Here is a 26,841-nt window from a genome sequence, read left to right on the forward strand (position 1 = left end):
CCGTCGTCCTACTCCTGGGTGAGCATCCCGCTCCGCAGCTTGCCCAGCATCCGGCTCAGCAGCCGGGAGACGTGCATCTGCGATATGCCCAGCTCCACACCGATCTGCGCCTGGGTCATCTCCTGGCCGAAGCGCATGTCGATGATCCGGCGTTCCCGTTCGTCGAGTTCATGGAGGAGCGGCGCGAGCGCGTGGAGGTTCTCGACGGTCTCCATCGCGGGGTCCGGCTCGCCGAGGATGTCGGCGAAGGTCCGCGCCGCCGTCTGGTGGGGCCCGCCCTCGGTGGAGTCGGTCGGCATGTCCAGGGAGCCCGCCGTATAGCCGTTGGACGCGACGATGCCCTCGGTGACCTCGGACTCCTCGATACCCAGATGCCGTGCCAGCTCCGGCACGGAGGGGTCCCGGTCGAGATCGGCGGCCAGGGACTCCTTGGCCTTGGCCAGGTCCACCCGCAGCTCCTGGAGCCGCCGCGGCACGTGCACGGACCAGCTGGTGTCGCGGAAGAACCGCTTGATCTCGCCGACGATGTACGGCACGGCGAACGAGGTGAACTCAACCTCGCGGGAGAGGTCGAACCGGTCGATCGCCTTGATCAGCCCGATCGTGCCGACCTGGATGATGTCCTCCATGTCGCCGCTGCCCCGGTTGCGGAAGCGGTTGGCGGCGAAGCGGACGAGCGACAGGTTCATCTCGATGAGGGTGTTGCGCGCGTACTGGTACTCGTGCGTTCCCTCCTCCAGCACCTGGAGACGGTCGAAGAAGAGACGCGAGAGACGGCGCGCGTCCAGCGGGGCGACCTTCCCGGCGTCCTCGATCCACGGCAGTTCCTCCGTGGCGCCCGCCCGCTCCGCACCGGCGATCTGCGCCCTGTGCTCCGTCATCCCGTCACGCTCCCCAGCTGGTAGGCCATGAGATTTACTCGCCTTCCCCGAGGTAGGGCTCTCATACGTGCGGAAGCGAGTTGATCTGGCCACTTGGCGCGAGTTGGCCAGAACTAGCTGTTATTCGGCGCTGAAGCGCCGTCACCTCCGCAGGCCGGCCGGCCTGCGGACCCACAGAACCGCCCCACCGGTACGGGGGAGCCCGGTGGGGCGGTCGCCACAAGAGTGCCACAGGCGAGCGGGCGTTGGGACCGGACCGGCGCGTATTGGCCCACGGATGAGTCGAATTCGCCGCTCGCGGGCGCGGGCGTGCGCCCGCACCCCGGCTCGCGCCGATACCCGGCCCGGACGTGGACCGGGGCCCCGCTCCGGACGCGGAGTCGAGCACGGACCCTGACCGTGATCCGGGGGTCCTCGGCGGGTGGCGGCCTCCCGCGGCGGTGTTGATTGCGGCCTCGTGAACAGACGGCGGGGGAGGAATACGGCCACGTCGGCGTGGGCTTTCCCCAGAGGCGGAGGACCGGCACCGGCCCCCGCCCTCGCCCCTCGCCGACGACCCGGAAAGGCACCAGGCCCCGTGCAGCACCCCGGCAGCCCCACGGCACCCCAGCAGGCCCGCCCCGAGACGGCGGACCCGGCCGCCCCGTCCCGCCCCCACCCGTTGGACAACCCGGCCCGTTCCTCCCTCACCGGGCCGCACGCCCACTTCGCCGAACGTCGCGGGCGGATCCTGCGCTATCCCGTCGACGTCAGCCCGTGGCTGGCGCTGCCCGACGCTCCGGACGCCCAGGACTGGGACGACGTCGCGTCGCTCGCCGGGCCGGGCGTCCCGGTGACCCTGACCGCGTTCCGGGAGCCGCCGCCGCCCGACTGGGAGATCGTCTTCCACGCCGAGGGCGTCCAGCTCGTCGACGCGTCGGTGGCCGCGGAACCGGATCCGGAGGCGGTCCGGCTGGGCCCGGCCGACGTGCCGGAGATGCTGGACCTGGTCGCCCGCACCCGCCCCGGCCCGTTCCTGCCGCGCACCATCGAGATGGGCGCCTACCTGGGCATCCGGCGGAACGGGGCGCTGGTGGCCATGGCGGGGGAGCGGCTGCACCCGCCCGGCTGGACCGAGATCAGCGGGGTCTGCACGGACGAGTCCGTACGGGGGCAGGGGCTGGCGAGCCGTCTGGTCCTGGCGGTCGCGCACGGAATCCGGGAGCGCGGCGAGACCCCGTTCCTGCACGCGGCCGGGTCCAACACCGGAGCGATCAGGCTCTATGAATCGCTCGGCTTCCGGCTCCGCCGCCGTACGCAGTTCCTCTCCGCGCTCCCTCCGGCGAGGCCCGCACCGGCGGACACCTCCCGCGGGCCCTCGCTCCCCTGACCCGGCACCGCCCGCCCGCCGCCGTACCGACCCGGCGGGTGGCGAAAGCACCGCACCGAAGGCCCCGGACCGAAAGCGCCGGGCCGGAAACCCCCGTCCAGGACTTTCGGCACCCGCTGAGGGCCCTATGCCCTCCTGCGCCGAGGTCCCGGTCCCGGTCAACTGGTAGGGACCGGCCGGAACCGCGGGCGGCGCCGAGACCAGCGGGAGGACAGGCCGTGGCCATGAGGAAGCCGCGCATGGCACGGAACCCGGACGCGACCGCGCCCGGCAGGGGAGCGGAACGGGTCCCCGACGGCTCCGGCCTCGCCGCCGACTCCGATCCCGGCGTCGTCGCGGCGTCCGCGGGCCGGATCGGGAACGGGCCGCTGCTCGCCGGGCTGGCGCTGCTGACCGCGCTGGTGGTGTTCCTCGACGCCACGACGGGCAACGACCTGCGCGTCGTGCCGCTGCTCGTCGTCGTCCCGGCCCTGGCCTCCGTCTACTGCACCCTCCGCCAGACGATCTGGGTGGCGGTGTGGATCACCATCGTCGTCGTCGGTTTCCGGGCGGGCGCGGACGGCACGTTCTGGGACTTCGTCTTCGGCATCGGCTTCGCCGTGCTCGCCTGCGCCCTCGGGGTCGCCGCCTGCGCGGCCCGTATCCGGCACGCCACCGAGATGGCGCGGCTGCGCTCGGCCGCCGTCGCCCTGCAACGCCAGATCCTGCGGCCCCTGCCCGTCGTCACCGGCCACGTCCTCGCGCACGGGCTCTACGAGCCCATCGAGGAGGACCGCTTCGTCGGCGGCGACATCTACGAGGTCGTCGAATCGCCCCACGGGACCCGGGTGATCATCGGCGACGTGCAGGGCAAGGGGATCGCGGCCATCGGCGCCGGATTCGCCGCCATCGCCGCGTTCCGCGAGGCGGCGATCCGCGAGCCCACGCTGACCGGAGTGGTGGAGGCCCTGGAGGCCGCCGTCGTCCGGCACAACGCCTTCTCCGCCCAGACCGGCGAGGCCGAGCGCTTCGTCACCGCGCTGGTGCTCGGCTTCGACGGCAGCGGCCGGGTGGAGGCCGTGAACTGCGGCCACCTGCCGCCGCGGCTGCTGCACGACGGCCGCGCCGCGGCCGTCACGCTCCGGCGGACCTCCGTACCGCTCGGCCTCGCCGGACTCAGCCGGGAGACCCGCGCCGCGGAGTCGTTCGGCCTCCCGCCGGACGCGACGCTCCTCGTCGTCACCGACGGCGTGACCGAGGCGCGTGACGTCACCGGGGCGTTCTACCCCCTGGACGAACGGGTCGGGCGCTGGGCCGGACACGGACCGCAGGAACTGCTCGACGCCCTCCAGGCCGACCTCGGCGACTTCTCCGACGGCGTCCGGCGCGACGACATCGCCGCGCTGGCCCTGCGGAGCGCCCCGGCCGACGACCGGCTGCCCCGCCGGCCCGCCGCTGTCTGAGCGACCGCCCTCGGGGATGCGTCTCTCATGTCCCCACGGGACTGATGTCGCGCGGGGACATTTTCAGGTGTACGGTGCATGTATGGCCATGGAACGGAAAGACCCGGAACGCGGTCAACCGGAGCGGCGCACCCGCAAGGCCCGGCGCACCCGCGACACCCTGGCGAAGGCCGCGTTCGAGCTGGTACTCGCACGGGGCCTGCGGAAGGTCACGGTCGAGGAGATCGCGGAGGCCGCGGACGTCGACCGCCGGACCTTCAGCCGGTACTTCCCGAGCAAGGAGGCCGCCGTCCTCGACTCCCTGCGGGGCGACGGCGACCGGATCAACGAGGCCCTGCGGGCCCGCCCCGCCTCCGAACCCCCGCTCCTCGCCTACCGGCGGGCCGTGCTCGCCTGGCTCGCCGACCCGGACGCCGAGCCCTGGCACCGCCGCCCCCGGATCTTCGACCTGCTGGTCGTCGCCGAGGAGGAACCGGCCCTCTACGCCGCGTTCCACCACATCCGGGTGGACGCCCAGGAGGACTCCGTCGCCATCGTGGCGGCCCGGCTCGGGGTCGATCCCCGAAAGGACATCCGGCCGGCCGTGACCGTCGCCGCCGGGGCGGGCGCCCTGCTCGCCGCACAGGCCGCATGGGTGCGCGGAGGGCGGCCCGAGGCCCTGCCCGAGCTGGTCGCCGAGGCGTTCGACGCCCTGACGGGCGATCTGCTCGGAGCCCGTACCCCCCTTCCGGCCCCCGGCGCCCGCCGAGGCGTCGGCGCACCGGGCACCACAGAACGAGAAGAACAGACAGAACAAGAGGCAGCTTCATGAGCACCACCGCCCCCACGTCCACCGCCCCCACGTCCACCGCCCCCACGTCCGCCGCTCCCGAGTTCGCGGGCCGTACCGCCCTCGTCACGGGCGGCGCCTCGGGCATCGGCCTCGCCCTCTCACGTCGGCTCGCCGCCGGCGGCGCCACGGTCGTCGTCGCCGACCACGCCGAGGGCAAGGCGCGCGAGGCCGCCGCCGAGCTGGAGAGCGCCGGAGCCCGCGCCGTCGCCGTCGCGATGGACGTGACCGACCCGGTCTCCGTCGAGGCGGGCGTGCGGTTCGCCGTCGACACCTTCGGCGCCCTGCACCTGGCCGTGAACAACGCCGGTATCGCCGGGCCCGGCAACCCCACCGAGGCGTACGGGATCGAGGACTGGGACCGGGTCCTCGCCACCAACCTCAGCGGCGTCTTCTACTCGATGCGGTGCGAGATCCCCGCCATCGTCGCCGCGGGCGGCGGCGCGATCGTCAACATGTCCTCCATCCTCGGCACCAACGGCTTCGCGGGCTCGCCCGCCTACGTCGCGGCAAAGCACGGCGTCGTCGGTCTCACCAAGACCGCCGCCCTCGAATACGCCGCGCAGAACGTCCGGATCAACGCGGTCGGCCCCGGCTTCATCGACACCCCGCTGCTGAAGAACGCCGACCCCCAGGCCCGCGCGCACCTGATCTCCCTGCACCCGGCCGGACGCCTCGGCACCGCCGAGGAGGTGGCGGAGCTCACCGCGTTCCTGCTCTCCGACAAGGCCTCCTTCATCCACGGCAGCTACCACCTGGTCGACGGCGGCTACTCCGCCCCCTGACCACACACCCCAAGGGGGCGAAGCGAACGAGGAAGAAGTAAGGAAGAGTTATGAAAGCCGTTCAGTACCGTGCCGTCGGCGCCGCCCCCGAGGTGGTCACCGTCCCCGACCCCGAGCCGGGCCCCGGCCAGGTCCTGCTGAAGGTCACCGCCGCCGGCGTCTGCCATTCGGACATCGCCGTGATGAGCATGCCCGCCGAGCAGATCCGCTTCCCGCTGCCCCTCACCCTGGGACACGAGGGCGTCGGCACGGTCGCCGCCCTCGGCGACGGCGTCGACGGCTTCTCGACCGGGGACCCCGTCGCGGTCTACGGTCCCTGGGGCTGCGGCACCTGCGTCAACTGCGCGGAGGGCAGGGAGAACTACTGCCTGCGCGCCGGGGAGCTGGGCATCCTGCCGCCCGGTCTCGGCGCGCCCGGCGCGATGGCCGAGTACATGGTCGTCGACGACCCCCGCCACCTCGTGCCGATCGACGGCCTCGACCCGGTGACGACGGTGCCGCTCACCGACGCCGGGCTCACCCCGTACCACGCCATCGCGCGCTCCCGGTCGAAGCTGGTGCCCGGCTCCACCGCCGTCGTCATCGGCACCGGCGGCCTCGGCCATGTCGCCATCCAGCTCCTGCGGGCCATGACCGCGGCCCGGGTGATCGCCCTCGACGTCACCGAGGACAAGCTCGCCCTGGCCCGGACGGTCGGCGCCCACGAGACGGTCCTCTCCGACGAGAACGCCGCCGCCCGGGTGCGGGAGCTGACCGCCGGACGCGGCGCGCACGTCGTCCTCGACTTCGTCGGAGCACCGCCCACGGTACGGACCGCGGGAGCCGTGGCACGTGTGGACGGTGACGTCACGATCGTCGGCATCGGCGGCGGGGCGCTCCCGGTCGGCTTCGGCGCCCTTCCGTACGGGACCAACGTCAGCGCCCCCTACTGGGGTTCGCGCAAGGAACTGGCCGAGGTCCTCGACCTGGCCCGCGCCGGAGCGGTGGACGTCCACGTCGAGACGTACGGCATCGACGAGGCCCCGGCCGCCTACGAACGCCTCCACGCGGGCCGGGTCAACGGCCGCGCCGTCATCCTTCCGGGCGGCTGACCCCGACGCCCCCCCGGGCTGCCCCACGCGGTCGCCCCTTCGCACCGGCCGGAGAATTCCCGGTGCGAGGCGGGGGCCGCCGTTACACTCGGCCTCATGGGTTCGTACTACTACTTCCGCTAATTCCCGGCCCGGACGGCCGCCGCGCTCCACGCCCCTCCGCGCGTCCTCACCGACGCCCCGAGACGGGTGACACGGGCCGCGTGCGCCCCGCCGTCCCCTCCGCCGTCCGGCATCCACGCCCCGCTCCCGCCGCGCCCCGGTGCGCGCCGACGCGGGCCGTCACTCAGGGAAAAGGCACCCATGCACCCCCAGCGGCGCGACCGCGCCCAACTGACCCTCAAGGACGTCTCCAAGGCGTACGGGGACCGCTCCGTACTCGACCAGGTGACCCTCACCGTACGGCCGGGTGAGAAGGCCGCCGTCATCGGCGAGAACGGCTCCGGGAAATCGACGCTGCTCAGGCTGCTGGCCGGGGCCGAGGAACCGGACAGCGGAGAACTCACCGTCCGCTTCCCCGGCGGCACCGGCCACCTCGCCCAGACTCTCGGCCTCGACCCGGCCGGGACCGTGCAGGACGCCGTCGACGCCGCCCTCGCCGGACTCCGCGACCTCGAACACCGCATCCGCCGGGCGGAGAAGGCCCTCTCCGAACGCGCACCCGGCGACCCCGGGCCCACCGACGCGGAACTCACGGCCTACGGAGACCTCCTCACCGCCTACGAGGACCGCGACGGCTACCGGGCGGACGCCCGTACCGAAGCGGCCCTGCACGGTCTCGGCCTCGCCCACCTCACCCGCGACCGGGTCCTCGACACCCTGTCCGGCGGCGAGCAGTCCCGGCTGGCCCTGGCCTGCGTCCTGGCCGCCGCCCCCGAACTGCTGCTGCTCGACGAGCCGACCAACCACCTGGACGCACCGGCCGTCGGCTGGCTGGAGGACCATCTGCGGGCCCACCGGGGCACCGTCGTCACGATCACCCACGACCGGGCGTTCCTGGAACGGGTCACCTCGGTGATCCTGGAGGTCGACCGCGATCTGCGCACGGTCCTGCGGTACGGCGACGGCTGGGAGGGCTACCGCGCCGCGAAGGCCGCCGCCCGCCGCCGCTGGGCCCAGGAACACCAGGAGTACCTGGACGACCTGGCCCACGCCGAAGCGCTGGCCGAATCCGCCGGGCAACGGCTCGCGTCCACCGGGAAGGACCCGGGGCAGGGCTTCGGCAAGCACCGCCGGTCGCACGAGGCGAAACTGTCCGGCCGGGTCCGGGCCGCCCGGACCCGGCTGGAGATCCTGCGCCGGACCCCCGTACCGGCTCCGCCCCGTCCCCTCGCCTTCACCGGCCGCCCGGTGGTGACCGGAACAACGGCGGCGGCCGGGGGCCGGGACACGGCGCCCCGGGTGCTTCTCGAAGCGGACGCCGTCTCCGTGGGCGACCGCCTCCACCTGCCGTCCCTGCGGGTCGGGCCCGGAGCGCGTCTCCTGGTCACCGGGGAGAACGGGGCGGGAAAGACGACGCTGCTGCGTGTCCTCGCCGGGGACCTCGTCCCCGACGCGGGCACGGTCCACCGCCACGCCCGGGTCGGCTACCTCCCGCAGGAGCTGCCCGCGCGGCCGACCCGGCGCACCCTGCTCGCGGCCTACGCGGCGGGCCGCCCCGGCCTCCCCGACGAGTACGCCGACGAACTGCTGGCCCTCGGGCTGTTCCGCGAGGAGGACCTGGCCGTGCCGGTGGCCGCCCTCTCCATCGGTCAGCAGCGCAGGCTGGCCCTGGCCCGCCTCGTGACCCGGCCGGCCGACCTGCTGGTGCTGGACGAGCCGACGAACCACATCGCGCTGAGCCTGGTCGAGGAGCTGGAACAGGCCCTGGAGCTGTACCCGGGGGCGGTCGTGGTGGTCTCGCACGACCGCGGCTTCCGGGCCCGCTTCGCCGGGGACGTGCTGGAGCTGCGGCACGGCCGCCCCGTGGGGGCGCTCGCGGTGTAGATCGGCGGCCCGTTGTCCTCGGGGCGTCCCCTGCGGTACCTCAGGTGCCGGAGGGGGGACGCCCGGGGGTCCCGTCCGCCCCGCGCACCGCCGCGAGCAACCGCTCGACGAAGACCCGCTGGGCCGTGATCAGCCGCTCGGCGGCCTGCTCCGGCGTACACCAGGCGAACCGGTCCATCTCCGGGAACTCGCGCTGTACGCCGGAGCCGCGTGGCCACTCCATCGTGAAGGTCCCCGGGACGATCGACGCCACATCCAGCTCCGCCCGGACCGCCCACACCGTGACCGTCTTGCCGCCGCGCTGACGGACCTCGCCCAGGGCGGTCCAGTCGCCGGGCGGCACCGGGACCCCCAGCTCCTCCGTGAACTCGCGCCGGGCGGCGGCCTCCGGCTCCTCCTCGGTGCCGTACTCGCCCTTGGGCACCGACCAGGCGGCCGCCTCCCGCCGCGCCCACAGGGGTCCGCCCATGTGCCCGATCAGCACCTCCACGTCCTCCGCGCCGGGCCGAGCGCCGCCGGGCCCGGTGCCCGCCGCACGGAAGAGCAGAAGTCCCGCACTGCGCCGGGAGCGTCTGGGAGTCGACATAGCGCCAAACCTACGTCTTGCGGTAGCCGTACGCCTCCGTGGCCGCCGCCTCCACCGCCGCCAGGTCGCCGCCCGCCGACGCCGTGACCACGGCCGCCACCGCGCCCTCCACGAACGGCGCGTCGACCAGCCGGGAGTCCGGAGGCAGTTCGTCGCCCTCGGCCAGCATCGCCTTCACGGTGAGGACCGCGCTGCCCAGATCGACGAGGACCGCGACGCCCGCGCCCCGGTCCACCCCGGCGGCCGCGCGCCCGATCAGCTCGGCGCTGGTCCCGAGCCCGCCGTTCGGGAGCCCGCCGGCCGCCGCGACCGGCGCGGTCACCCCGCCCGCGGCGAGCCCCCGGGCCAGCTCCGCCACCGACTCCGCGACCGGACCGCTGTGCGAGACGAGGACGATGCCCACCTGCCGCCCGCCGCTCATGCGCCGCCCCCGTCCGCCGCGGTCCGCGCCAGGGCCTCGACCAGCAGCGCCGCCGACGTCGCGCCCGGGTCCTGATGGCCGATGCTGCGCTCACCGAGATAGCTGGCCCGGCCCTTGCGCGCCCGCAACGGAACCGTCGCCTCCGCGCCCGCGCGGGCCGCGTCAGCGGCGCCCTCGAACGACGAGCCCAGCGCCTCGGCCGCGGGCAGCAGCGCGTCGAGCATCGTCTTGTCCCCGGCCTGCGCCCCGCCCAGCTGCCCCACCGCGGCGACCCCGGCCGCGAACGCCTGGGCGAACCGCTCCGGCGTCACCTCGGCGTCCTCCCCGAGGGCCTTGCCCGTGCGGCGCAGCAGCGTCCCGTACAGCGGGCCCGAAGCGCCGCCGACCGTCGAGACGAGCTGCCGCCCGGCCAGCGAGAGCACGGCGCCCGGGGTGGCGGGGGAGTCCGCCTCCAGCGCGGCGGTCACCGCCGCGAAGCCGCGCCGCAGGTTGCTGCCGTGGTCGGCGTCCCCGATCGCCGAGTCCAGCTCGGTGAGGCGGTCCGCCTCCCGCTCCACGACGGCCGCGACGGCGGCCATCCAGCGACGGAAGAAGTCGGCGTCGAGCACGTGATCTCCTGTTCCTCGGTCCGGCCCGGTCCTGGCGTGCGGGTCAGCAGCCCCAGCGGAGCGCGGCCGTGCGCACGGGCGCGTCCCACAGCCGCAGCAGCTCCTCGTCCGCCTGGCACAGCGTCACCGAGCAGCCTGCCATGTCCAGGGACGTCACATAGTTCCCGACGAGCGTACGAGCCACCGGAACGCCCCGCTCGGACAGCACCCGCTGGACCTCGGCGTTGAACCCGTAGAGCTCCAGCAGCGGTGTGGCGCCCAGACCGTTGACCAGGACCAGCACGGGGCCGGCCGGGCGCAGGTCCTCCAGCACCGCGTGGACGGCGTAGTCCGCGATCTCCCCGGACGTCATCATCGGCCGCCGCTCACGCCCCGGCTCCCCGTGGATCCCGATGCCCAGCTCCAGCTCCCCGGACGGCAGGTCGAAGGTGGGGCTGCCCTTCGCCGGAGTGGTGACGGAGCTCAGCGCCACCCCGAAACTCCGCGAGGCCCCGTTCACCTGCCGCGCCACCGCCGCCACCCGCTCCAGCGGGGCGCCCTCGTCGGCCGCCGCCCCGGCGATCTTCTCCACGAACAGGGTCCCTCCCGTGCCGCGCCGCCCGGCGGTGAACGTGCTGTCGCTGACGGCCACGTCGTCGTCCACCACCACCTGGGCGACCCGGAGGCCCTCCTCCTCGGCCAGCTCGGCGGCCATCTCGAAGTTGAGGACGTCCCCGGTGTAGTTCTTGACGACGAAGAGCACCCCCGCCCCGCTGTCCACGGCAGCGGCCGCCCGCACCATCTGGTCGGGCACCGGCGAGGTGAAGACCTCCCCAGGACAGGCGGCCGACAGCATCCCGGGCCCGACGAACCCGGCGTGCAACGGCTCGTGCCCCGATCCGCCCCCGGAGACGAGCGCCACCTTCCCCGCGACGGGGGCGTCCCGCCGGACGACGACCCGGTTGTCCACGTCGACGGACAACTCCGGATGGGCCGCGGCCAGACCGCGCAGGGCGTCGGCGACGACGGTCTCGGGGACATTGATGAGCATGTTCATGCCTGTCTCCTGGTGCGGCTTCGGGCGGGTCCGGCGATCCGCCGGGCATCTCCCACCGATTGTGCAGCCGCGTCGTGGGGAGCGCATGGCCTTCACCCGCTTGTCCTGGGAGCGTGCGTCGCTGTCGCCCTCCGGGGCTCACGTACGGGTGGCGCCGGTGCGAGTGACGCGGCGGCTGTACCCGTGCCCGACGGTAAAGCCCTGCCCAAGACAACGCCATGAATGGCTAAGGCTTGCCTTACCTCATGTTCAATTCTGCGCCCCCCGGCCCCCCACGCGTGAACGGGCATCCGGTCGGTGACGGCCGTGCCGATGCGACCGCGCCGGACAGTCGCGCCGCTCGGCCCTCTTCGCGGACGGGGACGTGGGGGCGCTCCGGGGCAGGGCCCGAGAGGCGTGACAGGCCAGGTCCGAGGCCGCTCGCGGCCGGACGGGGCATGGGCGGGGTCAGCCGCCGCAGTCCACTTCGACGGCGCGCTCTCCGCCTCCCTTCCACGGCGGAAGGGGCGCGCCGCCCGGCTGCCAAGAGGTGCCGGAGCGGGTTCCGGCGGTCGTTCGCCGGACTCCTCCGCCAGGTAAGGGTCGGCTAAATTGAGCTCGCCTCGTCCGAGGTCAGAGCCCCGACCCACCATGTTCCGGAGTCCGCATGCGCCCCGTCCGCCTCTCCGTCGTCGCCACCGCGGCAGCCGTGACCGCCCTGACCGCTGTGACGGGTTGCGCCGAGAAAGCCGACGCCGGCGGTGACGGCGCGATACGGGTCACCGCCACCGACACCTCCTGCGAGGTGTCGAAGAAGAGCTTCCCCTCCGGCCACCTCCAGCTCGCCGTCGAGAACAAGGGCTCGAAGGTCACCGAGGTCTACGTCCTCTACCCCGACGACCGCATCGTCACCGAGCGCGAGAACATCGGCCCCGGGACGAAGGCGAACATCACCGCGGAGATCAAGGCCGGTTCGTACGAGATCGCCTGCAAGCCCGGCATGAAGGGCGACGGAATCCGGCAGCAGGTCGAGGCCACCGGCGGCAAGGCCGTCCAGCGCGACCCCGAACTGGACGCGGCCGTCGCGGCCTACCGGCAGTACACGCTCGACCAGGCGGAGGAGACCCTTCCGCTCGCCAAGGCGTTCACCGACGCCGTCAGGGCCGGAGACGTCGAGGCAGCGAAGAAGGCCTACGCGCCGTCACGCATCGGCTGGGAGCGCACCGAACCGGTCGCGGAGTCGTTCGGCGACATCGACCCCAAGGTCGACCTCCGCGAGGACGGACTGGAGGAGGGCCAGGACCTGGAGAAGGACTGGACCGGCTGGCACCGTCTCGAGCGGTCCCTGTGGCACGACAAGAAGATCACCGCCCGGGACAAGGAACTCGCCGACCTGCTCATCAAGGACCTGACCGTCTGGCAGAAGAAGGTCGGGACGGCGGAGATCACCCCGACATCGATGGCCAACGGCGCCAAGGAACTCCTCGACGAGGTCGCCACCGGCAAGGTCACCGGTGAGGAGGAGCGCTACAGCCACACCGACCTGGTCGACTTCAAGGGCAACGTCGAGGGCGCGCAGAAGTCCTACGAACTCCTCAAGCCGGTCGCCTCGAAGAACGACGCGGCCCTCACCAAGGAGCTGGACACCCGGTTCGCGGAGCTGAACACGCTGCTCGACCAGTACCGCGCGGACAAGGACAGCTACGTCTTCACCTCCTACGACAAGGTGGGCAAGGCCGACCGCAAGGAACTGTCCGACGGCGTCAACGCGCTGGCCGAGCCGCTGTCGAAGCTCGCCGCCGCCGTGGCGAAGTAGCCGACGGCGAGAGCGGAGCAACGGGTATGACCGACGCCTCGCACGGCCCGGACGCCTCGCACGGCACTGACGAGGTCCCGCCGGCCACGGGCCGCCCCTCGCGGCGCTCGGTGATCGGCTGGGGCGGCGCCGGGCTCGTCCTGGGCGCCGGAGGTGCCGGGGCCGCGGCGGTCGCCCTGCCGGACGGCTCGCGGTCCAAGGACCGGGCGGGCGCCGCGGTGCCGTTCCACGGCGAGCACCAGGCGGGCATCGCCACGGCCGTCCCCGACCGGCTCCACTTCGCCGCCTTCGACGTCACCACCGAGGACCGCGCCGCGCTCGTCCAGCTCCTCAAGGACTGGACGAGCGCGGCCGCCCGGATGACCCGGGGCGACGCGGTCGGCGAGGGGGCCTTCGGCGGGCTGCCCGAGGCGCCCCCGGACGACACGGGCGAAGCGCTCGGCCTCAAGCCGTCCCGGCTCACCCTGACCGTGGGGTTCGGGCCCTCGCTGTTCGCCGCCGACCGCTTCGGCCTGGAGCGGCGCAGGCCCGGCGCGCTGGTCGGACTGCCGAAGTTCCCGGGCGACAACCTCGACGCCGCGCGCAGCGGCGGAGACCTCTGCGTCCAGGCCTGCGCCGACGACCCCCAGGTCGCGGTGCACGCCCTGCGCAACCTCGCCCGCATCGGCTTCGGCAAGGTCACGGTCCGCTGGTCGCAGCTCGGCTTCGGCAAGACCTCCTCGACCACCCCCGACGCGCAGACCCCGCGCAACCTCTTCGGTTTCAAGGACGGCACCAGCAACATCCCGGGCGGCGACCGGGCGCTGCTGGACCGTCACGTCTGGGTCCCCCCGGCCGACGGGCCCGACTGGATGGTCAAGGGGGCCTATCTCGTGGCACGCCGGATCCGGATGCACATCGAGACCTGGGACCGCACCTCGCTGCGGGAGCAGGAGGACGTCATCGGCAGGGACAAGGGCGAGGGCGCCCCGGCGGGCAAAGCCCGGGAACACGACGCGCCGTTCCTCAAGGCCATGCTGCCCACCGCGCACGTACGCCTGGCCCACCCGGACTCCAACGGCGGAGCGCGGATGCTGCGCCGCGGCTACTCCTTCACCGACGGGACCGACGGCCTCGGCCGCCTGGACGCCGGCCTGTTCTTCCTCGCCTACCAACGCGACGTACGGGACGCCTTCATCCCCGTACAGCGGAGCCTGGCGCGCGACGACGCGCTCAACGAGTACATCCAACACGTGGGTTCGGCCGTCTTCGCGATACCCCCGGGCGTCCTGGACCAGGACGACTGGTGGGGCCGCGGGCTGTTCTCCTCCTGACCACAGCAAAGGGACCAGCATGTTCGGCAACTACCTGATCGGCCTGCGCGAAGGGCTGGAGGCGAGTCTCGTCGTCTGCATCCTCGTCGCCTACCTGGTCAAGACCGGGCGCCGGGACGCGCTGCGACCGGTGTGGACCGGTATCGGCATCGCCTGCGCCATCTCGCTCACCTTCGGCGCGACCCTGGAGTTCGGCTCCCAGGAGCTGACGTTCGAGGCCAAGGAGGTGCTCGGCGGATCCCTGTCGATCATCGCGGTGGGCCTGGTCACCTGGATGGTCTTCTGGATGCGGCGTACGGCCCGTCACCTCAAGGCCGACCTGCACGGAAAGCTGGACGCCGCCCTCCAGATGGGGACGGGCGCCCTGGTCGCGACCGCCCTGCTGGCCGTGGGGCGGGAAGGACTGGAGACCGCCCTGTTCGTCTGGGCCTCGGTCCGCGCCAGCGGTGAGGGGTCCTCGGCGCCCCTGATCGGCGTGCTGCTGGGCATCGCCACGGCGATCGTGCTGGGCTACCTGTTCTACCGGGGCGCGCTCAGGATCAACCTGGCGAAGTTCTTCACCTGGACCGGGGGGATGCTCGTGATCGTCGCCGCGGGCGTCCTCGCCTACGGTGTGCACGACCTCCAGGAAGCCCGCTTCCTGGGCGGCCTGGGCGACAAGGCGTTCGACGTCAGCGCCACGATCCCGCCCGACAGCTGGTACGGCACCCTCCTCAAGGGCGTCTTCAACTTCCAGCCCGACCCGACCGTCCTCCAGGTCGTCGTGTGGTGCCTTTACCTGATCCCGACCATGGCCTTCTTCCTCGCGCCGCACCGGACCCGGGCGCCGAAGGCGGACGCGGCGGACGCGGCGCCCGCACCGTGACGGCCGCCCGGCGGTCAGGTGACCCTCACCTCGTCGCCGGTAGCCTGTTCGGGCGTCCCGGGCGGCGCGCGTACCCGGGGGAGTCCCGCCGCGTCCGTCCCCGGACCGGTGACCGCGGCGGGGACGGACGGCACGATGCGTCCGGGCATCGGACAACGCCTTCCCAGGATCCGCGCAGCACTCGGCCGATGTGCGCTCCGTAGGGTGACCCCGTGACAACCAGCGCGGCATCTCTCGTACCGGTCAACCCCACCCTGGGCGTGCTGCTCGCCGTGCTGCTGCTCGTGGCCGCGGGCGTCGCGGCCAGGTTCCGTCTCCGGCCGGACTCCCGGACGCACCGGCCCCGGGAGATCGTGGTCGCCGGGGTGCGGGCGGCCGCCCAGCTGGCCCTGGTCTCCCTGGTGATCAACTGGGCAGTGAACAACCTCCTGGCGTTGCTGGGGTTCCTCCTGGTGATGTTCGCGGTGGCGGTCCGTACCGCCGGGCGGCGGATCACGGAGAACCACACCTGGTGGCTGACGGCCGCCCCCATCGGCGCCGGAGTCGTCCCGGTGGTGGCGGCGCTGCTGCTGACCGGTCTCGTTCCGCTGAAGGGAGTCGCCCTGATTCCCGTCACCGGCATCCTCATCGGCGGCGCGCTCACGGTCACCGTTCTCGCGGGCCGGCGGGGCCTGGACGAACTCTCCCAGCGGCACGGTGAGGTGGAGGCCGCCATGGCGCTGGGGTTCCTCGACCGCGAGGCCCGCCTGGAGATCGCCCGGCCCGCGGCCTCCGACGCACTCCTGCCGGGCCTCGACCAGACGCGTACCGTCGGTCTGGTCACGCTGCCCGGCGCCTTCGTCGGCATGCTCCTGGCGGGCGCGAGTCCGCTGATGGCCGGGGCGGTACAGCTCTTCGTCCTGGTCGCGCTGATGGCGGTGCAGTCCGTGGCGGTGGCCGTGACCGTCGAACTGCTCGCCCGCCACCGGCTGTACCGCCCGTCCCCGGGTGACCGGGGCGGGGGCGGCGGGTGATCCGCGCGGGGCATGGACCGGCTGCGCGAGGAACACCGGATGACCCTGGTGCTGGTCTCCCATGAACGTCACCTGGTCGCCCGCTACGCCGACACCGCTCACCTTCTGGAGGCGGGCCGTATCACCGACAGCGGGCCCACCGGCCGACTGCTGCCCTGCTCTGAGGCTGCGCCGCTGAACGGCGGCCCGGCGGACCGCGTCACTCCTTGGAACCCTCGTCCCCGGCGGCCCCGTCGCGCCGCACCAGGCGGTAGCCGCCGGCGGGGGACGTGCGTGCCGGTGTCCTGGAACGGCCGACGGACGGGAGGAACTCGCGTGGCCTGTGCCGCCGGACGCGCCGCGCCTCATCCACCAGCGCGACCAGGACCGGCGATGTGTGCCACAGCTGACGCAGCTTTGGAGCGCTGATCCCCGCCGTGGCGGCTGCCTCCTTGAACGTCGCGCCTCTGCTCACGGCCATGGCCACTACGCGGACCGTCGCCGGAGTCCGCGACTGGCCCAGCTGAAGCCCGTGGGCCTCGGCCAGGGCCGTGGCCGCCCGTACGGCGGTGGCGAACTCCGGGTCGTTCGCGAGCCACTGCTCCAGCAGGCGCTCGGGCACATCGGCCCAGACGGCTGCCGCCCGCAGCCCGAGCCCCCGGGCGATCGCCTGTCTTATCCCGTCTGTGCGGAGGTTGTCCGCGCACGGAGACAACGGCCGTACGCTGCGCGGATGCACAGCATCGAACTCCTGCCGGACGAGGCCACCGACCGGGCCGTACGAGGCGTCTGGCGGGCCCTCGCCGCCGAGGGCCTGCCCAGTCAGGCTGCTCACCGCCACTCGACCAACCGGCCGCACCTCACTCTCGCCACGGCCGACGACCTGCCCGCCGCGACCCGGGCCGCGCTCGACCGGGCCCTGGCCGCGCTGCCCCTGGCGCTCCGCCTCGGCGGGCTGCTGCGCTTCTCCGGGCGGAGCAACGTACTGGCCTGGGAGGTCCGGCCCGACGACGCCCTGCTGGAACTGCACCGAGACGTATGGCGGCTGCTGCGCCGGACCCCGGCCGTCGACCGGGCCAACCCCCTGCTCGCTCCCGGGCGCTGGGTCCCCCACCTCACCCTCGGGCGCGGACGGGACGCGCTCTGGCCGGGGCCCGAGGACCGGTGGCTGCCCCGGGGAGCGGGGGAGCGGGGTGACTGGTCCGGGCGGTGGACCGGGGCCAGGAGCTACGACTCGGCCGCCCGGACGACGGCCCGCCTGGGCCCGGAGCCGCACTGAGCCGGACGGCGGAAGCGCACTGAGCCGGACGGCGGAAGCGCGCACGGCCGCGGTCGGCGGCCCCGGTTGCGGGGAGCGGCGGGCCGACCGACGGTGGGGCGGGGCCCCCGGGCCGCCGACGAGATCCGGCAGTACCGAGGAGGGACGATGCCCACCACCCGTGGCCGACCCCGGCACCGCGCCGGCGCCGACGCACTCCTGCGCGACCGGACGGCGGTCGTCACCGGCGCCGCCCGCGGGGTGGGAGAGGCCCTGGTGCGCCACCTGTCCGCGGCCGGGATGCGGGTGGCGCTGCTCGGGCGGGAGGAGAACGCCCTGCGCGCGGTCGCCGCTTCGCTGCCCGGCCCCTCCCTGTGCCTGGAGGCCGACGTCACCGACCGCGCCGCGCTCGCGGAGGCCGCGGAGGGGGTGGCGGCCGGACTTGGCCCCGCCGACGTGGTCGTCGCCAACGCCGGAATCGCCGTGAGCGGCCCCTTCGACCGGACCGCCGCCGACCTCTGGCAGCGCGTCATCGACGTCAACCTCACCGGTTCGGCCGACACCGCCCGCGCCTTCCTGCCGCAGCTGACCGCCACCAGGGGCTACTACCTCCAGATCGCCTCCACCGCGGCCTTCGGCTCCTCGCCGATGATGAGCGCCTACTGCGCCTCGAAGGCGGGGGTCGAGTCGTTCGCGCTCGCCCTGCGGGGCGAGGTGGAACCGCACGGCGTCCAGATCGGTATCGCCTACCTCCACTGGACCGGCACGGACATGCTCAGCGGCATCGACGACCACCCGGTGTTGGCCGCGCTGCGACGCAACCAGCCCCGCCCCGCGCGCCGCGTCCACTCTCCCGACCAGGTGGCTCAGTGGCTCACCCGGGGGATCACCGCACGGGCCCCGCAGATCTACGCCCCGCCCTGGCTCCGCTGGTGCCAGCCGCTGCGCCCCTGGTTCCCCCCGGTCGTGGCCCGCCTCGCGCGCCGGGAGCTGCGCTCGCTGCCCCCGGACACGCTGACCGCCTCCGGCGAAGTCCTGGGGGCGGGCGGCCGCGCGGACTGGAACTCCTACCGCGCGGCACGCTCCGCACCCCCGGACGGCCTCTCCTAGGTCTGGCCGAGCAGACCCGTGCGGAGCTTGGCGAGGGTGCGGCTGAGGAGACGGGAGACATGCATCTGCGACAGCCCGAGGTGCTCACCGATCTGCGCCTGGGTCATCTCCTGGCCGAACCGCAGGGAGAGCAGGGTGCGGTCCCGCTCGTCCAGCTCCCGGAGCAGCGGCGCCAGCGACAGCAGATCCTCCACCAGCTCCACACCGGGGTCCTCCTCGCCCCACAGCTCGGCGTGCGGGCGGGTCCTGGCCTGCTGGTCACCCGGACCGCTGGGCGGGACCTCCAGGGAACCGGCGGTGTACCCGTTGGACGCGATGAGCCCCTCGATGACCTCTTCCTCGTCGATACGGAGGTGGGCGGCGAGTTCGGCGACCGTCGGGTCGCGGTCCAGCTCACCGGCCAGGTGCTCCTTGGCCTTGGCGAGCGTCGTGCGCAGCTCCTGAAGGCGCCTGGGCACATGGACCGCCCAGGTCGTGTCGCGGAAGAAACGCTTGATCTCCCCGGTGATGTAGGGGATCGCGAACGAGGTGAACTCGACCTCCCGGGAGAGTTCGAACCGGTCGATCGCCTTGATCAGGCCGATGGTGCCGACCTGGACGATGTCCTCCAGCCGGCCGTCCCCCCGGTTGCGGAACCGCCCGGCCGCGAACTGCACCAGGGACAGGTTCATCTCGATCAGCGTGTTGCGTGCGTACTGGTACTCGTGCGTGCCCTCCTCAAGGGTGCGGAGGCGCTCGAAGAACAGCTTGCTGAGCTCCCGGGCGTCACGCGGGCTCACCGACGACGGATCGACGTCCGGTAGTTGTTTCCCCTCCCTCGCTGTGGTGATCCCCGTCCGCGCGTCCAGCGCCATGGCTTCCTCCTGGGCTTCAAGGGCACGCTGCAGGCTGCACCGGCCGAGCCCGGAGTACCCCGCATTCCCCTCGCCATGCCCGCCGGATGAAACGCCGAGGCGGGGACGGGGGCGCGCGGTGTCCCGTACGAGCCGGGGGGCGTACGGGACGGTGGCGCACCCCACGAACGGTCCTCCCGGGGGCCGTTCCTCCCGGAGTCCGTTCCCCCCCCCAAGGGTCAGGACTTCTTCTTCAGCGACTCCGGCTTGTGCACGGCCGAGCGCCCCGACTTGTCGCTCCTGACCTTGTACTGGGGGTCATCGGGCGAGGCGTCCACCTTCCGCCCGGCCTCCTTGCCCCGGGAGGTGATCTTCTTCTCGACCTTTCCCGTCGTCTCGTGGCCGTGGCTCTCCCACGCGACCTTGTCCCCCTGCGACAGCTTCTTCTTCGCCATGTTCATCTCCGGTGGTCCGATGCGATGTAAAGCCTCAGCCCCACCTTGAGCCCCGGAGCAGGATTCCGCGCGCAGGGAGAGGCGGCCGAGCTGAAACCCTGTAACTGTGATCATGTGGGCGCATGCACATCTCCGCTGGACGCCCCTACCCGCTGGGCGCCGCCTACGACGGCAACGGGACCAACTTCGCTCTCTTCTCCGGCTGCGCCGAGAAGGTCGAGCTGTGTCTGATCGACGACAACGGGGAGGAGCTGCGGCTCACCCTCCCGGAGGTGGACGGGGACATCTGGCACGGCTACGTCCCCGAAGCCGGTCCGGGCACCCGCTACGGCTACCGGGTGCACGGCCCCTGGGACCCGGAGCAGGGAGCCCGGTGCAACCCCGCCAAGCTGCTCCTGGACCCCTACGCGACGGCGTTCGACGGGCAGATCGACGGCCACCCCTCGCTCTGCGGCCACCACCCGGACGACGTGAACCGGCCCGACGAGCGCGACAGCCTCGGGCACGTCCCGCTCGGCGTCGTCACCGACCCCTCCTTCGACTGGGAGGAGGACCGGCCCCCCGGCCACCCGTACCACGGCACGGTCCTCTACGAGACCCACGTCAAGGGCATGACCCGGCTCCACCCCGAGGTCCCCGACGAACTGCGCGGCACCTACGCGGGCATGGCCCACCCCGCGGTGATCGACCACCTCACGGCCCTCGGGGTGACGGCGGTGGAGCTGATGCCGGTCCACCAGTTCACCCAGGACGGCTTCCTCACGGACCAGGGGCTCTCCAACTACTGGGGCTACAACACCATCGGCTTCTTCGCCCCGCACAACGCCTACGCCGCGGACCGCTCCCGGGGCGGGCAGGTCCGCGAGTTCAAGACGATGGTGAAGGCCCTGCACGCCGCGGGGATCGAGGTCATCCTCGACGTGGTCTACAACCACACCGCCGAGGGCAACGAGATGGGCCCCACCCTCTCCTTCCGCGGCATCGACAACGCCTCGTACTACCGCCTGGTCGACGAGACGCCCGCCCACTACTTCGACACCACCGGCACCGGCAACAGCCTGCTGATGCGTCACCCCAACGTGCTCCAGCTCATCATGGACTCGCTGCGCTACTGGGTGACCGAGATGCACGTGGACGGCTTCCGCTTCGACCTGGCCGCCACCCTGGCCCGGCAGTTCCACGAGGTGGACCGGCTGTCCTCGTTCTTCGACCTGGTCCAGCAGGACCCGGTCGTCAGCCGGGTGAAGCTGATCGCCGAGCCCTGGGACATCGGGGACGGCGGCTACCAGGTGGGCAACTTCCCCACGCTCTGGAGCGAGTGGAACGGACGCTACCGGGACACCGTGCGAGGGTTCTGGCGCGGCGACCAGGGGACGGTCGGCGAGTTCGCCGAGCGGCTGCTGGGCTCCTCCGACCTCTACCAGCACGACCGGCGGCGCCCCCGGGCCGGCATCAACTTCGCGGTGGCCCACGACGGCTTCACCCTGCGCGACCTCGTCTCCTACGAGGAACGCCGCAACGAGGCCAACGGCGAGGAGGGCCGCGACGGCGAGAGCGACAACCGCTCCTTCAACTGCGGCGCCGAAGGACCGACCGAGGACAGGACGGTCAACCGGCTGCGCGCCCGGCAGCAGCGCAACATCCTCACCACGCTGCTGCTGTCCCAGGGAGTGCCGATGCTCGCCCACGGCGACGAACTGGGCCGGACCCAGCAGGGCAACAACAACGTCTACTGCCAGGACAACGACGTCTCCTGGGTCGACTGGGACCTGGACGGCGAGCGGGCGGGACTCCTCGACTTCACCCGGCGGCTCGTCGCGCTGCGGCACGCGCAGCCGGTGCTGCGCCGCCGCCGGTTCCTGCGCGGCCCCGACGAGCAGGGCGGGCGGGTCGAGCAGGCCGAGGCGGTCTGGCTGCGGCCGGACGGCCGGCTCATGGCCGAGGCCGACTGGGAGCGCGACGACGCCCACGCGCTCGCCCTCTTCCTCTGCGGGGACCAGATCCAGGGCGAGGAGGCGGGCGACGCCGCCGGGAACGGACCGGTGGACTCGCTGCTGATCCTCGTGAACGGCTGGTCCGAAGGGGTGGAGTTCCAGCTGCCGCCGGTCTCCTTCGGCGCGGCCTGGACGGTGGTGCTCGACACCGCCGACCCGGACCTCGCGGACGCGGACGAGGTGGAGTTCAAGGCCGGAACCACGGTCGGCCTGACCGACCGCAGTGTGCGGGTGCTGCGACGTACCCACGGGAAGCGATGAGGTGACGGACGGACCGTCAACCGGCGGGTTTCGATAGGAAAGGTACCGACGGGGTACGTGATGCAGCGGATGACAACCTTACGTCGCCCCCCTCCGACGGAAAGGGCCTCAGATGGGCCGACTGCAACCCGCGGACCACGCGTTCGCCGGCCCCGTACCACCGGACGTCGAACCTCCGGAGCCCTGGCCGCCCGGCGCCCTCCGCACGGAGGCGCCGGCGGTCGACCAGGACGTGGCCGCGGCCGTCCAGCGGACGGCCGCTGCCGTGCTGGCGGAGTGCGTCGCCGAATCCGCGCGGCACGACCCGCGGTTCTCCGATGAGGTGGCGCGCCGGGTCGCCGACTTCACCCTGCTCGGCGGCAAGCGGATGCGGCCCCGGCTGCTGTGGTGGGCCATGCGCGCCTGCGGAGGAGCCGAGACCGAGGCGGCGCTGCGGCTGGGCGTGAGTCTGGAGCTGATCCAGACCTGCGCCCTCATCCAGGACGACGTGATGGACCGTTCCCGCACCCGGCGGGGACGGCCCGCCGTCCACATCGCCCTCGCCGAACAGGTGGGCCTCACGGCCTTCTCCGGCGCGGGCGCGGCGTTCGGAGCCTCCGCCGCCGTCCTGGCGGGGGACCTCGCGCTGGTGTGGGCCGACGACACCGTCGCCGATACGGACCTGCCGCCCGCGCGGCGACGGCAGGTGCGGGCCCTGTGGCGGGCGATGCGCGGGGAGATGGTCGCCGGGCAGTACCTGGACCTGCGCGGCCAGACCGGCGGCGGTGCCTCGGCGGCGAGCGCCCTGCGCACCGCCTGCCTCAAGAGCGCCCTGTACTCGGTGGAGCGGCCCGTGGCGCTGGGCACCGCCCTGGCCGGGGCGGACGAGTGGACCACCGACGCCCTGTGCTCGGCCAGCCGGTACGCCGGGGTCGCCTTCCAGCTCCGGGACGACCTGCTCGGCGTGTTCGGCGATCCGGCGGTGACCGGGAAGCCGTCCGGCGACGACATCCGCGAGGGCAAGCAGACCTACCTGCTGGCGGTGGCCCGTACCTGCGCGGACGCCGCCGACGACCACCGGGCGCTGGCCGTGCTCGACCGCGCCGTCGGGAACCCGGACCTCGACGAGGACGGCCTCGCCCGGGTGCGCGCCGTGCTGGAGTCCACCGGAGCCCGCACCCTGGTGGAGGACAAGGCCGAGCGCCTGGGGGACCGGGCCGCGCGGCGGCTGGCCCAGGCCGTCGACCTCGACGCGCACGCGGGCGACCGGCTGCTGAGCCTGCTGCACACGGTGGCGGGCACGCGCGCGGCCGCGCCGCCATCCGGCTCCGGCACGCCGCGCGAGCCGTCCCCCGGCGGCGAAACGCCCCTCACCCTCACCATGGTCGAAGGAGGCCGCGCCCAGTGATCACGATCAAGGGGCCAGTCGACCACGTCGTGGTGGTCGGCGCGGGACTGTCCGGGCTGTCCGCCGCGCTCCACCTGCTCGGCGCGGGCCGCCGGGTCACCGTCGTCGAACGCGACGCGCTGCCCGGTGGGCGGGCCGGTCTCCTGGCCGAGGGCGGATACCGCATCGACACCGGGCCGACCGTGCTGACCATGCCCGACCTGGTGGAGGACGCCTTCGCGGCGGTGGGCGACCGGATGGCCGACCGGCTGGAGCTGATCCGGCTCGACCCCGCCTACCGGGCCAGGTTCGCCGACGGGTCCCAGCTCGACGTGCACACCGACGGGGCCGCCATGGAGGCCGCCGTCGAACAGTTCGCCGGAGCCCGCCAGGCCGTCGGCTACCGGCGGCTGCGGAGCTGGCTGGAGCGGCTCTACCAGGTGCAGATGCGCCGCTTCATCGACGCCAACTTCGACTCGCCCCTCCAACTCCTGCACCCCGACCTCGCCCGGCTCGCCGCGCTCGGCGGCTTCGGCCGGCTCGACGCCCGGATCGGCCGCTTCGTCTCCGACGAACGGCTGCGCCGCGTCTTCTCGTTCCAGGCGCTGTACGCGGGGGTGCCCCCGGCACGGGCTCTGGCCGCGTACGCGGTGATCGCCTACATGGACACCGTGGCCGGGGTCTACTTCCCGCGCGGCGGGATGCACGCCCTGCCCACCGCGATGGCCGCGGCCGCCGCCGACGCGGGCGGCACGTTCCGCTACGGGGAGACGGTGACCCGGCTGGAGCGCTCGGGCGACCGGATCACCGCCGTCGTCACCGACCGCGAACGCATCCCGTGCGACGCGGTCGTCCTCACCCCCGACCTGCCCGTCACCTACCGCCTCCTCGGCAACGCCCCGCGCAGGCCGCTCGCGCTGAAGCACTCGCCGTCCGCGGTGATCCTGCACGCGGGCACCGACCGGACCTGGCCGGACCTGGCGCACCACACCATCTCCTTCGGGGCCGCCTGGAAGAGCACCTTCCGTCAGCTCACCCGCACCGGCGAACTGATGTCGGACCCCTCACTCCTGATCACCCGCCCCACCGCCACCGACCCCACGCTGGCCCCGCCCGGCAAACACCTCCACTACGTCCTCGCGCCCTGCCCCAACACCACGGTGGGACCCGGCGTCCAGGAGTGGCGGGAGCTGGGCCCCCGCTACCGGGACGAGCTGCTGGGATGGCTGGAGCGGCGCGAGATGCCCGGCCTGGGCGCCGCGATCGAGCAGGAAGGACTGGTGACACCGGTCGACTGGAGCGCCCAGGGACACGCGGCGGGCACCCCGTTCGCCGTGGCCCACACCTTCCCGCAGACCGGACCCTTCCGCCCCCGCAACCTGGTGCGGGGCACGGCCAACGCCGTCCTCGCCGGCTGCGGCACCACCCCCGGTGTCGGTGTGCCGACCGTCCTGATCTCCGGGAAGCTGGCGGCGCGCAGGATCACCGGCACCCCCACCGCCGCACCCCGCCGCACGAGAGGCACCGTCGTATGACCGTCCGTGAGCTGGACGCCGCAGGCATCCTGGAACCCGGCCTCCGCGCCGCCTACGCCCGCTGCCGGGAACTCAACGCCCGGCACGGCAAGACGTACTTCCTCGCGACGCGGCTGCTGCCCGTCGACCGCAGGCCCGCCGTCCACGCCCTGTACGGCTTCGCCCGGTGGGCCGACGACATCGTGGACGACCTCGACTCCACCGCCACCACGGAGGAACGCGCGGCGGCCCTGCTGGCCCTGGAGGCGCAGCTGGAGAGCGGGCTGCGCGACGGGCGGGCCGCCGAGCCGGTCATCCGGGCGCTCGCCGACACCGCCGCACGCCACGGCATCGACCACCAGCACTTCACCGACTTCCTGGCCTCCATGCGCAGCGACCTGACGGTCACCGGATACGCCTCGCTGGAGGACCTGGGCGGCTACATGCACGGGTCGGCGGCGGTCATCGGCCTCCAGATGCTGCCGGTTCTCGGCACGGTCGTCCACCACGATGAGGCCGCCGGACCCGCGGCCGCGCTGGGCGTCGCCTTCCAGCTCACCAACTTCCTGCGGGACGTGGGCGAGGACCTGGACCGGGGCAGGCTCTACCTCCCCGCCGACCTGATCGCCGCCCACGGCGTGGACCGGGCCCGCCTGGAGTGGAGCCGGCGCACCGGGGCCAGGGACCCGAGGATCACCGAGGCGCTGCGGGCGTTCGCCGCCCACAACCGGACGGTCTACCGCCGGGCGCTCCCCGGACTCGGGATGCTCGACCCGGTGGCCCGGCCCTGCATCCGTACGGCGTTCGTGCTCTACAGCGGCATCCTCGACGCCATCGAGGCCGACGGCTACGCGGTGCTGCACCGCCGGGCCGTCGTCCCACGCCGCCGCCGGGCGGCCGTGGCACTGGACGGTCTGGCCCGCGCCCTCGCGGCCCGCACCGCGATCCACCGCCGGACCCGCACGGTGACCGGGCCCTGCCCCGCCACCCTGGACCGGACCGCCGTCACCGGCATCGCCACGCCCGTACGGGGAGAGGCGGCGTGAGCCCGTCCCGGCGGGGCCGCATCCCGTTGCGGCTGCGGCGCGCCCCCGTGCCCTGGGACCGGCAGGAGCCGACCTGGCGGGCGGCGAAGCCCTCCCTCATCGCCCAGGCCCTCAAACGGGCACAGAGCCGCCCTTCCGGCAACTGGTACGTCATCGGCGCCTCGCGGGACCTCCCCCCGGGCCGGACCCTGGGCATCACGGTCGGCTCCACCGAGATCGTCGCCTGGCGCGACGGCGACGGCAGGCTGCGCACCGGCCCCGGGGCCTGCCCGCACCTGGGAGCGCCGCTGCGGGAGAGCCCCGTACGCTGCGGCACCCTCGTCTGCCACTGGCACGGACTGGCCCTCGACGGCGGGCCGTTCGCCGGGTGGGAGCCCTACCCGGCGTTCGACGACGGGGTGCTGCTCTGGGTGCGGCTGGACCGGATGGGCGGCGAGACGCCCACCGAGCGCCCCCGCGTTCCGGCGCGGCCCCGACTGGGCGACGGGGTCGACGCCGTCTACAACGGGGTCGGGCGGTGCGAGCCGGAGGACGTGGTCGCCAACCGGCTCGACCCATGGCACGGGGCGTGGTTCCACCCGTACTCCTTCGTGGACCTGACCGTGACCGACGCACCCGACGACAGCGCCGGGGACGACGACGGGTTCCTGGTCGAGGTGTCCTTCAAGGTGGCCGGACGCCTCGTCGTCCCGGTCCTGGCCAGGTTCACCGCACCCGGCCCCCGCACGGTCGTCATGCACATCATCGAGGGCGAAGGCGCCGGGTCCGTGGTCGAGACCCACGCCACCCCGCTGGCCCCGGACGAGCGGGGGCGACCCCGTACCGCCGTCGTCGAGGCGCTCGTCGCGGACTCCGACCGGCGCGGCTTCGCCGTGGCCCGTGCGGCCGCGCCGCTGCTGAGGCCGCTGATGCGCGCCTCGGCCGGCCGGTTGTGGCGCGACGACCTGGCGTACGCCGAACGGCGCTGGGAGCTGCGGGCGCAGGGCCGGTTTCCCGGCTGACGCC

Annotated in this window: 26 protein-coding genes; 17 read left to right on the forward strand and 9 right to left on the reverse strand. The window is 73.6% G+C overall.

Annotation, left to right across the window (positions count from 1 at the left end; genetic code table 11):
* Nucleotides 1-8: 8 nt before the first annotated feature.
* Nucleotides 9-881, reverse strand: coding sequence for an RNA polymerase sigma factor SigF (locus tag ACIRRU_RS21920; RefSeq protein ID WP_403683069.1), 873 nt, complete (start codon nucleotides 879-881; stop codon nucleotides 9-11).
* A gap of 661 nt (nucleotides 882-1,542) precedes the next feature.
* Here ACIRRU_RS21920 and ACIRRU_RS21925 point away from each other — a divergent pair.
* The 6 genes from ACIRRU_RS21925 (at nucleotide 1,543) to abc-f (ending at nucleotide 8,383) form a co-directional block, all read left to right on the forward strand.
* Complete coding sequence (locus ACIRRU_RS21925; RefSeq protein ID WP_403683220.1) at nucleotides 1,543-2,250, forward strand: GNAT family N-acetyltransferase; 708 nt, start codon at nucleotides 1,543-1,545, stop codon at nucleotides 2,248-2,250.
* 239 nt (nucleotides 2,251-2,489) lie between these two features.
* Nucleotides 2,490-3,692 carry a PP2C family protein-serine/threonine phosphatase gene (locus ACIRRU_RS21930; protein WP_403683071.1) on the forward strand — a complete coding sequence of 401 codons (1,203 nt, stop codon included), beginning with the start codon at nucleotides 2,490-2,492 and terminating at the stop codon, nucleotides 3,690-3,692.
* A gap of 82 nt (nucleotides 3,693-3,774) precedes the next feature.
* Nucleotides 3,775-4,503, forward strand: a complete 729-nt coding sequence (locus tag ACIRRU_RS21935; RefSeq protein ID WP_403683073.1) for a TetR family transcriptional regulator — start codon at nucleotides 3,775-3,777, stop codon at nucleotides 4,501-4,503.
* The gene (locus ACIRRU_RS21940) at nucleotides 4,500-5,306 is read left to right on the forward strand and encodes an SDR family NAD(P)-dependent oxidoreductase (protein ID WP_403683075.1); all 807 of its coding nucleotides are present in this window, start codon (nucleotides 4,500-4,502) and stop codon (nucleotides 5,304-5,306) included. Before ACIRRU_RS21935 ends, ACIRRU_RS21940 begins: the two co-directional genes overlap by 4 nt.
* Nucleotides 5,307-5,356: 50 nt before the next feature.
* Complete coding sequence (locus ACIRRU_RS21945; protein WP_403683076.1) at nucleotides 5,357-6,397, forward strand: NAD(P)-dependent alcohol dehydrogenase; 1,041 nt, start codon at nucleotides 5,357-5,359, stop codon at nucleotides 6,395-6,397.
* A gap of 303 nt (nucleotides 6,398-6,700) precedes the next feature.
* A complete protein-coding gene (abc-f, locus tag ACIRRU_RS21950) occupies nucleotides 6,701-8,383 on the forward strand; it encodes a ribosomal protection-like ABC-F family protein (protein ID WP_403683078.1) in 1,683 nt (560 codons plus the stop codon).
* A 40-nt stretch (nucleotides 8,384-8,423) separates the two neighbouring features.
* Here the strand turns inward: abc-f and ACIRRU_RS21955 are convergent, their stop codons facing one another.
* From ACIRRU_RS21955 to dhaK, 4 genes are read right to left on the reverse strand one after another with little or no spacing between them, the layout of a single operon-like run.
* Nucleotides 8,424-8,969, reverse strand: coding sequence for an NUDIX domain-containing protein (locus ACIRRU_RS21955; RefSeq protein WP_403683081.1), 546 nt, complete (start codon nucleotides 8,967-8,969; stop codon nucleotides 8,424-8,426).
* 10 nt (nucleotides 8,970-8,979) lie between these two features.
* Nucleotides 8,980-9,390: a PTS-dependent dihydroxyacetone kinase phosphotransferase subunit DhaM gene (locus tag ACIRRU_RS21960; RefSeq protein WP_403683083.1), complete on the reverse strand. Its 411-nt coding sequence runs from the start codon at nucleotides 9,388-9,390 to the stop codon at nucleotides 8,980-8,982.
* Nucleotides 9,387-9,998, reverse strand: coding sequence for a dihydroxyacetone kinase subunit DhaL (gene dhaL, locus ACIRRU_RS21965; protein ID WP_403683085.1), 612 nt, complete (start codon nucleotides 9,996-9,998; stop codon nucleotides 9,387-9,389). Before dhaL ends, ACIRRU_RS21960 begins: the two co-directional genes overlap by 4 nt.
* Nucleotides 9,999-10,041: 43 nt before the next feature.
* On the reverse strand, nucleotides 10,042-11,034 hold the full coding sequence (gene dhaK, locus ACIRRU_RS21970) for a dihydroxyacetone kinase subunit DhaK (protein WP_403683086.1): 993 nt from the start codon (nucleotides 11,032-11,034) through the stop codon (nucleotides 10,042-10,044).
* A 646-nt stretch (nucleotides 11,035-11,680) separates the two neighbouring features.
* Between dhaK and efeO the strand changes: the two genes are divergently transcribed.
* From efeO to efeU, 3 genes are read left to right on the forward strand one after another with little or no spacing between them, the layout of a single operon-like run.
* The gene (efeO, locus tag ACIRRU_RS21975; protein WP_403683087.1) at nucleotides 11,681-12,829 is read left to right on the forward strand and encodes an iron uptake system protein EfeO; all 1,149 of its coding nucleotides are present in this window, start codon (nucleotides 11,681-11,683) and stop codon (nucleotides 12,827-12,829) included.
* 26 nt (nucleotides 12,830-12,855) lie between these two features.
* Entirely contained in the window at nucleotides 12,856-14,142 is a 1,287-nt protein-coding gene (gene efeB, locus ACIRRU_RS21980; RefSeq protein ID WP_403683090.1) for an iron uptake transporter deferrochelatase/peroxidase subunit, read from the forward strand.
* Nucleotides 14,143-14,161: 19 nt separating this feature from the next.
* Nucleotides 14,162-15,007 carry an iron uptake transporter permease EfeU gene (gene efeU, locus ACIRRU_RS21985; RefSeq protein ID WP_403683093.1) on the forward strand — a complete coding sequence of 282 codons (846 nt, stop codon included), beginning with the start codon at nucleotides 14,162-14,164 and terminating at the stop codon, nucleotides 15,005-15,007.
* A gap of 14 nt (nucleotides 15,008-15,021) precedes the next feature.
* Here efeU and ACIRRU_RS21990 read toward each other — a convergent pair whose 3' ends face one another.
* Nucleotides 15,022-15,156, reverse strand: a complete 135-nt coding sequence (locus ACIRRU_RS21990; RefSeq protein ID WP_403683096.1) for a hypothetical protein — start codon at nucleotides 15,154-15,156, stop codon at nucleotides 15,022-15,024.
* A gap of 63 nt (nucleotides 15,157-15,219) precedes the next feature.
* On the opposite strand from ACIRRU_RS21990, the gene ACIRRU_RS21995 reads away from it, so the two are divergent.
* Nucleotides 15,220-16,020 carry an ABC transporter permease gene (locus tag ACIRRU_RS21995; RefSeq protein ID WP_403683098.1) on the forward strand — a complete coding sequence of 267 codons (801 nt, stop codon included), beginning with the start codon at nucleotides 15,220-15,222 and terminating at the stop codon, nucleotides 16,018-16,020.
* 199 nt (nucleotides 16,021-16,219) lie between these two features.
* Here ACIRRU_RS21995 and ACIRRU_RS22000 read toward each other — a convergent pair whose 3' ends face one another.
* On the reverse strand, nucleotides 16,220-16,738 hold the full coding sequence (locus ACIRRU_RS22000) for a hypothetical protein (protein ID WP_403683100.1): 519 nt from the start codon (nucleotides 16,736-16,738) through the stop codon (nucleotides 16,220-16,222).
* Here ACIRRU_RS22000 and ACIRRU_RS22005 point away from each other — a divergent pair.
* Nucleotides 16,733-17,278: a 2'-5' RNA ligase family protein gene (locus tag ACIRRU_RS22005; RefSeq protein WP_403683103.1), complete on the forward strand. Its 546-nt coding sequence runs from the start codon at nucleotides 16,733-16,735 to the stop codon at nucleotides 17,276-17,278. The two genes, ACIRRU_RS22000 and ACIRRU_RS22005, sit on opposite strands and share 6 nt — an antisense overlap.
* A 147-nt stretch (nucleotides 17,279-17,425) precedes the next feature.
* Nucleotides 17,426-18,367 (forward strand): SDR family oxidoreductase, encoded by a 942-nt coding sequence (locus ACIRRU_RS22010; RefSeq protein ID WP_403683106.1) that lies wholly within the window; start codon nucleotides 17,426-17,428, stop codon nucleotides 18,365-18,367.
* On the opposite strand, the gene ACIRRU_RS22015 is transcribed toward ACIRRU_RS22010, so the two are convergent.
* Nucleotides 18,364-19,221, reverse strand: a complete 858-nt coding sequence (locus tag ACIRRU_RS22015) for a SigB/SigF/SigG family RNA polymerase sigma factor (protein ID WP_403683109.1) — start codon at nucleotides 19,219-19,221, stop codon at nucleotides 18,364-18,366. The two genes, ACIRRU_RS22010 and ACIRRU_RS22015, sit on opposite strands and share 4 nt — an antisense overlap.
* A gap of 218 nt (nucleotides 19,222-19,439) precedes the next feature.
* On the reverse strand, nucleotides 19,440-19,655 hold the full coding sequence (locus tag ACIRRU_RS22020) for a DUF2945 domain-containing protein (RefSeq protein ID WP_363203668.1): 216 nt from the start codon (nucleotides 19,653-19,655) through the stop codon (nucleotides 19,440-19,442).
* A 122-nt stretch (nucleotides 19,656-19,777) separates the two neighbouring features.
* On the opposite strand from ACIRRU_RS22020, the gene glgX reads away from it, so the two are divergent.
* From glgX to ACIRRU_RS22045, 5 genes are all read left to right on the forward strand, one after another.
* Complete coding sequence (glgX, locus tag ACIRRU_RS22025; RefSeq protein ID WP_403683112.1) at nucleotides 19,778-21,910, forward strand: glycogen debranching protein GlgX; 2,133 nt, start codon at nucleotides 19,778-19,780, stop codon at nucleotides 21,908-21,910.
* 112 nt (nucleotides 21,911-22,022) lie between these two features.
* Nucleotides 22,023-23,297, forward strand: a complete 1,275-nt coding sequence (locus tag ACIRRU_RS22030) for a polyprenyl synthetase family protein (RefSeq protein WP_403683115.1) — start codon at nucleotides 22,023-22,025, stop codon at nucleotides 23,295-23,297.
* On the forward strand, nucleotides 23,294-24,811 hold the full coding sequence (locus tag ACIRRU_RS22035) for a phytoene desaturase (protein ID WP_403683117.1): 1,518 nt from the start codon (nucleotides 23,294-23,296) through the stop codon (nucleotides 24,809-24,811). The genes ACIRRU_RS22030 and ACIRRU_RS22035 overlap by 4 nt, the downstream gene beginning before the upstream one ends.
* Nucleotides 24,808-25,836 carry a phytoene/squalene synthase family protein gene (locus ACIRRU_RS22040; RefSeq protein WP_403683119.1) on the forward strand — a complete coding sequence of 343 codons (1,029 nt, stop codon included), beginning with the start codon at nucleotides 24,808-24,810 and terminating at the stop codon, nucleotides 25,834-25,836. Before ACIRRU_RS22035 ends, ACIRRU_RS22040 begins: the two co-directional genes overlap by 4 nt.
* Nucleotides 25,833-26,837 (forward strand): DUF5914 domain-containing protein, encoded by a 1,005-nt coding sequence (locus ACIRRU_RS22045; protein WP_403683120.1) that lies wholly within the window; start codon nucleotides 25,833-25,835, stop codon nucleotides 26,835-26,837. The genes ACIRRU_RS22040 and ACIRRU_RS22045 overlap by 4 nt, the downstream gene beginning before the upstream one ends.
* Nucleotides 26,838-26,841 lie beyond the last annotated feature (4 nt).

It is taken from the genome of Streptomyces sp. NPDC101181 (assembly GCF_044767975.1).
Taxonomy (GTDB): Bacteria; Actinomycetota; Actinomycetes; order Streptomycetales; family Streptomycetaceae; genus Streptomyces.

Coding starts and splice junctions, on each gene's coding strand:
- ACIRRU_RS21920 (WP_403683069.1), bottom strand. CDS start 881: ATGACGGAGCACAGGGCGCAGATCGCCGGTGCGGAGCGGGCGGGCGCC.
- ACIRRU_RS21930 (WP_403683071.1), top strand. CDS start 2,490: ATGGCACGGAACCCGGACGCGACCGCGCCCGGCAGGGGAGCGGAACGG.
- ACIRRU_RS21935 (WP_403683073.1), top strand. CDS start 3,775: ATGGCCATGGAACGGAAAGACCCGGAACGCGGTCAACCGGAGCGGCGC.
- ACIRRU_RS21940 (WP_403683075.1), top strand. CDS start 4,500: ATGAGCACCACCGCCCCCACGTCCACCGCCCCCACGTCCACCGCCCCC.
- ACIRRU_RS21945 (WP_403683076.1), top strand. CDS start 5,357: ATGAAAGCCGTTCAGTACCGTGCCGTCGGCGCCGCCCCCGAGGTGGTC.
- abc-f (WP_403683078.1), top strand. CDS start 6,701: ATGCACCCCCAGCGGCGCGACCGCGCCCAACTGACCCTCAAGGACGTC.
- ACIRRU_RS21955 (WP_403683081.1), bottom strand. CDS start 8,969: ATGTCGACTCCCAGACGCTCCCGGCGCAGTGCGGGACTTCTGCTCTTC.
- ACIRRU_RS21960 (WP_403683083.1), bottom strand. CDS start 9,390: ATGAGCGGCGGGCGGCAGGTGGGCATCGTCCTCGTCTCGCACAGCGGT.
- dhaK (WP_403683086.1), bottom strand. CDS start 11,034: ATGAACATGCTCATCAATGTCCCCGAGACCGTCGTCGCCGACGCCCTG.
- efeO (WP_403683087.1), top strand. CDS start 11,681: ATGCGCCCCGTCCGCCTCTCCGTCGTCGCCACCGCGGCAGCCGTGACC.
- efeB (WP_403683090.1), top strand. CDS start 12,856: ATGACCGACGCCTCGCACGGCCCGGACGCCTCGCACGGCACTGACGAG.
- efeU (WP_403683093.1), top strand. CDS start 14,162: ATGTTCGGCAACTACCTGATCGGCCTGCGCGAAGGGCTGGAGGCGAGT.
- ACIRRU_RS21990 (WP_403683096.1), bottom strand. CDS start 15,156: ATGCCCGGACGCATCGTGCCGTCCGTCCCCGCCGCGGTCACCGGTCCG.
- ACIRRU_RS22005 (WP_403683103.1), top strand. CDS start 16,733: ATGCACAGCATCGAACTCCTGCCGGACGAGGCCACCGACCGGGCCGTA.
- ACIRRU_RS22010 (WP_403683106.1), top strand. CDS start 17,426: ATGCCCACCACCCGTGGCCGACCCCGGCACCGCGCCGGCGCCGACGCA.
- ACIRRU_RS22015 (WP_403683109.1), bottom strand. CDS start 19,221: ATGGCGCTGGACGCGCGGACGGGGATCACCACAGCGAGGGAGGGGAAA.
- ACIRRU_RS22020 (WP_363203668.1), bottom strand. CDS start 19,655: ATGGCGAAGAAGAAGCTGTCGCAGGGGGACAAGGTCGCGTGGGAGAGC.
- glgX (WP_403683112.1), top strand. CDS start 19,778: ATGCACATCTCCGCTGGACGCCCCTACCCGCTGGGCGCCGCCTACGAC.
- ACIRRU_RS22030 (WP_403683115.1), top strand. CDS start 22,023: ATGGGCCGACTGCAACCCGCGGACCACGCGTTCGCCGGCCCCGTACCA.
- ACIRRU_RS22040 (WP_403683119.1), top strand. CDS start 24,808: ATGACCGTCCGTGAGCTGGACGCCGCAGGCATCCTGGAACCCGGCCTC.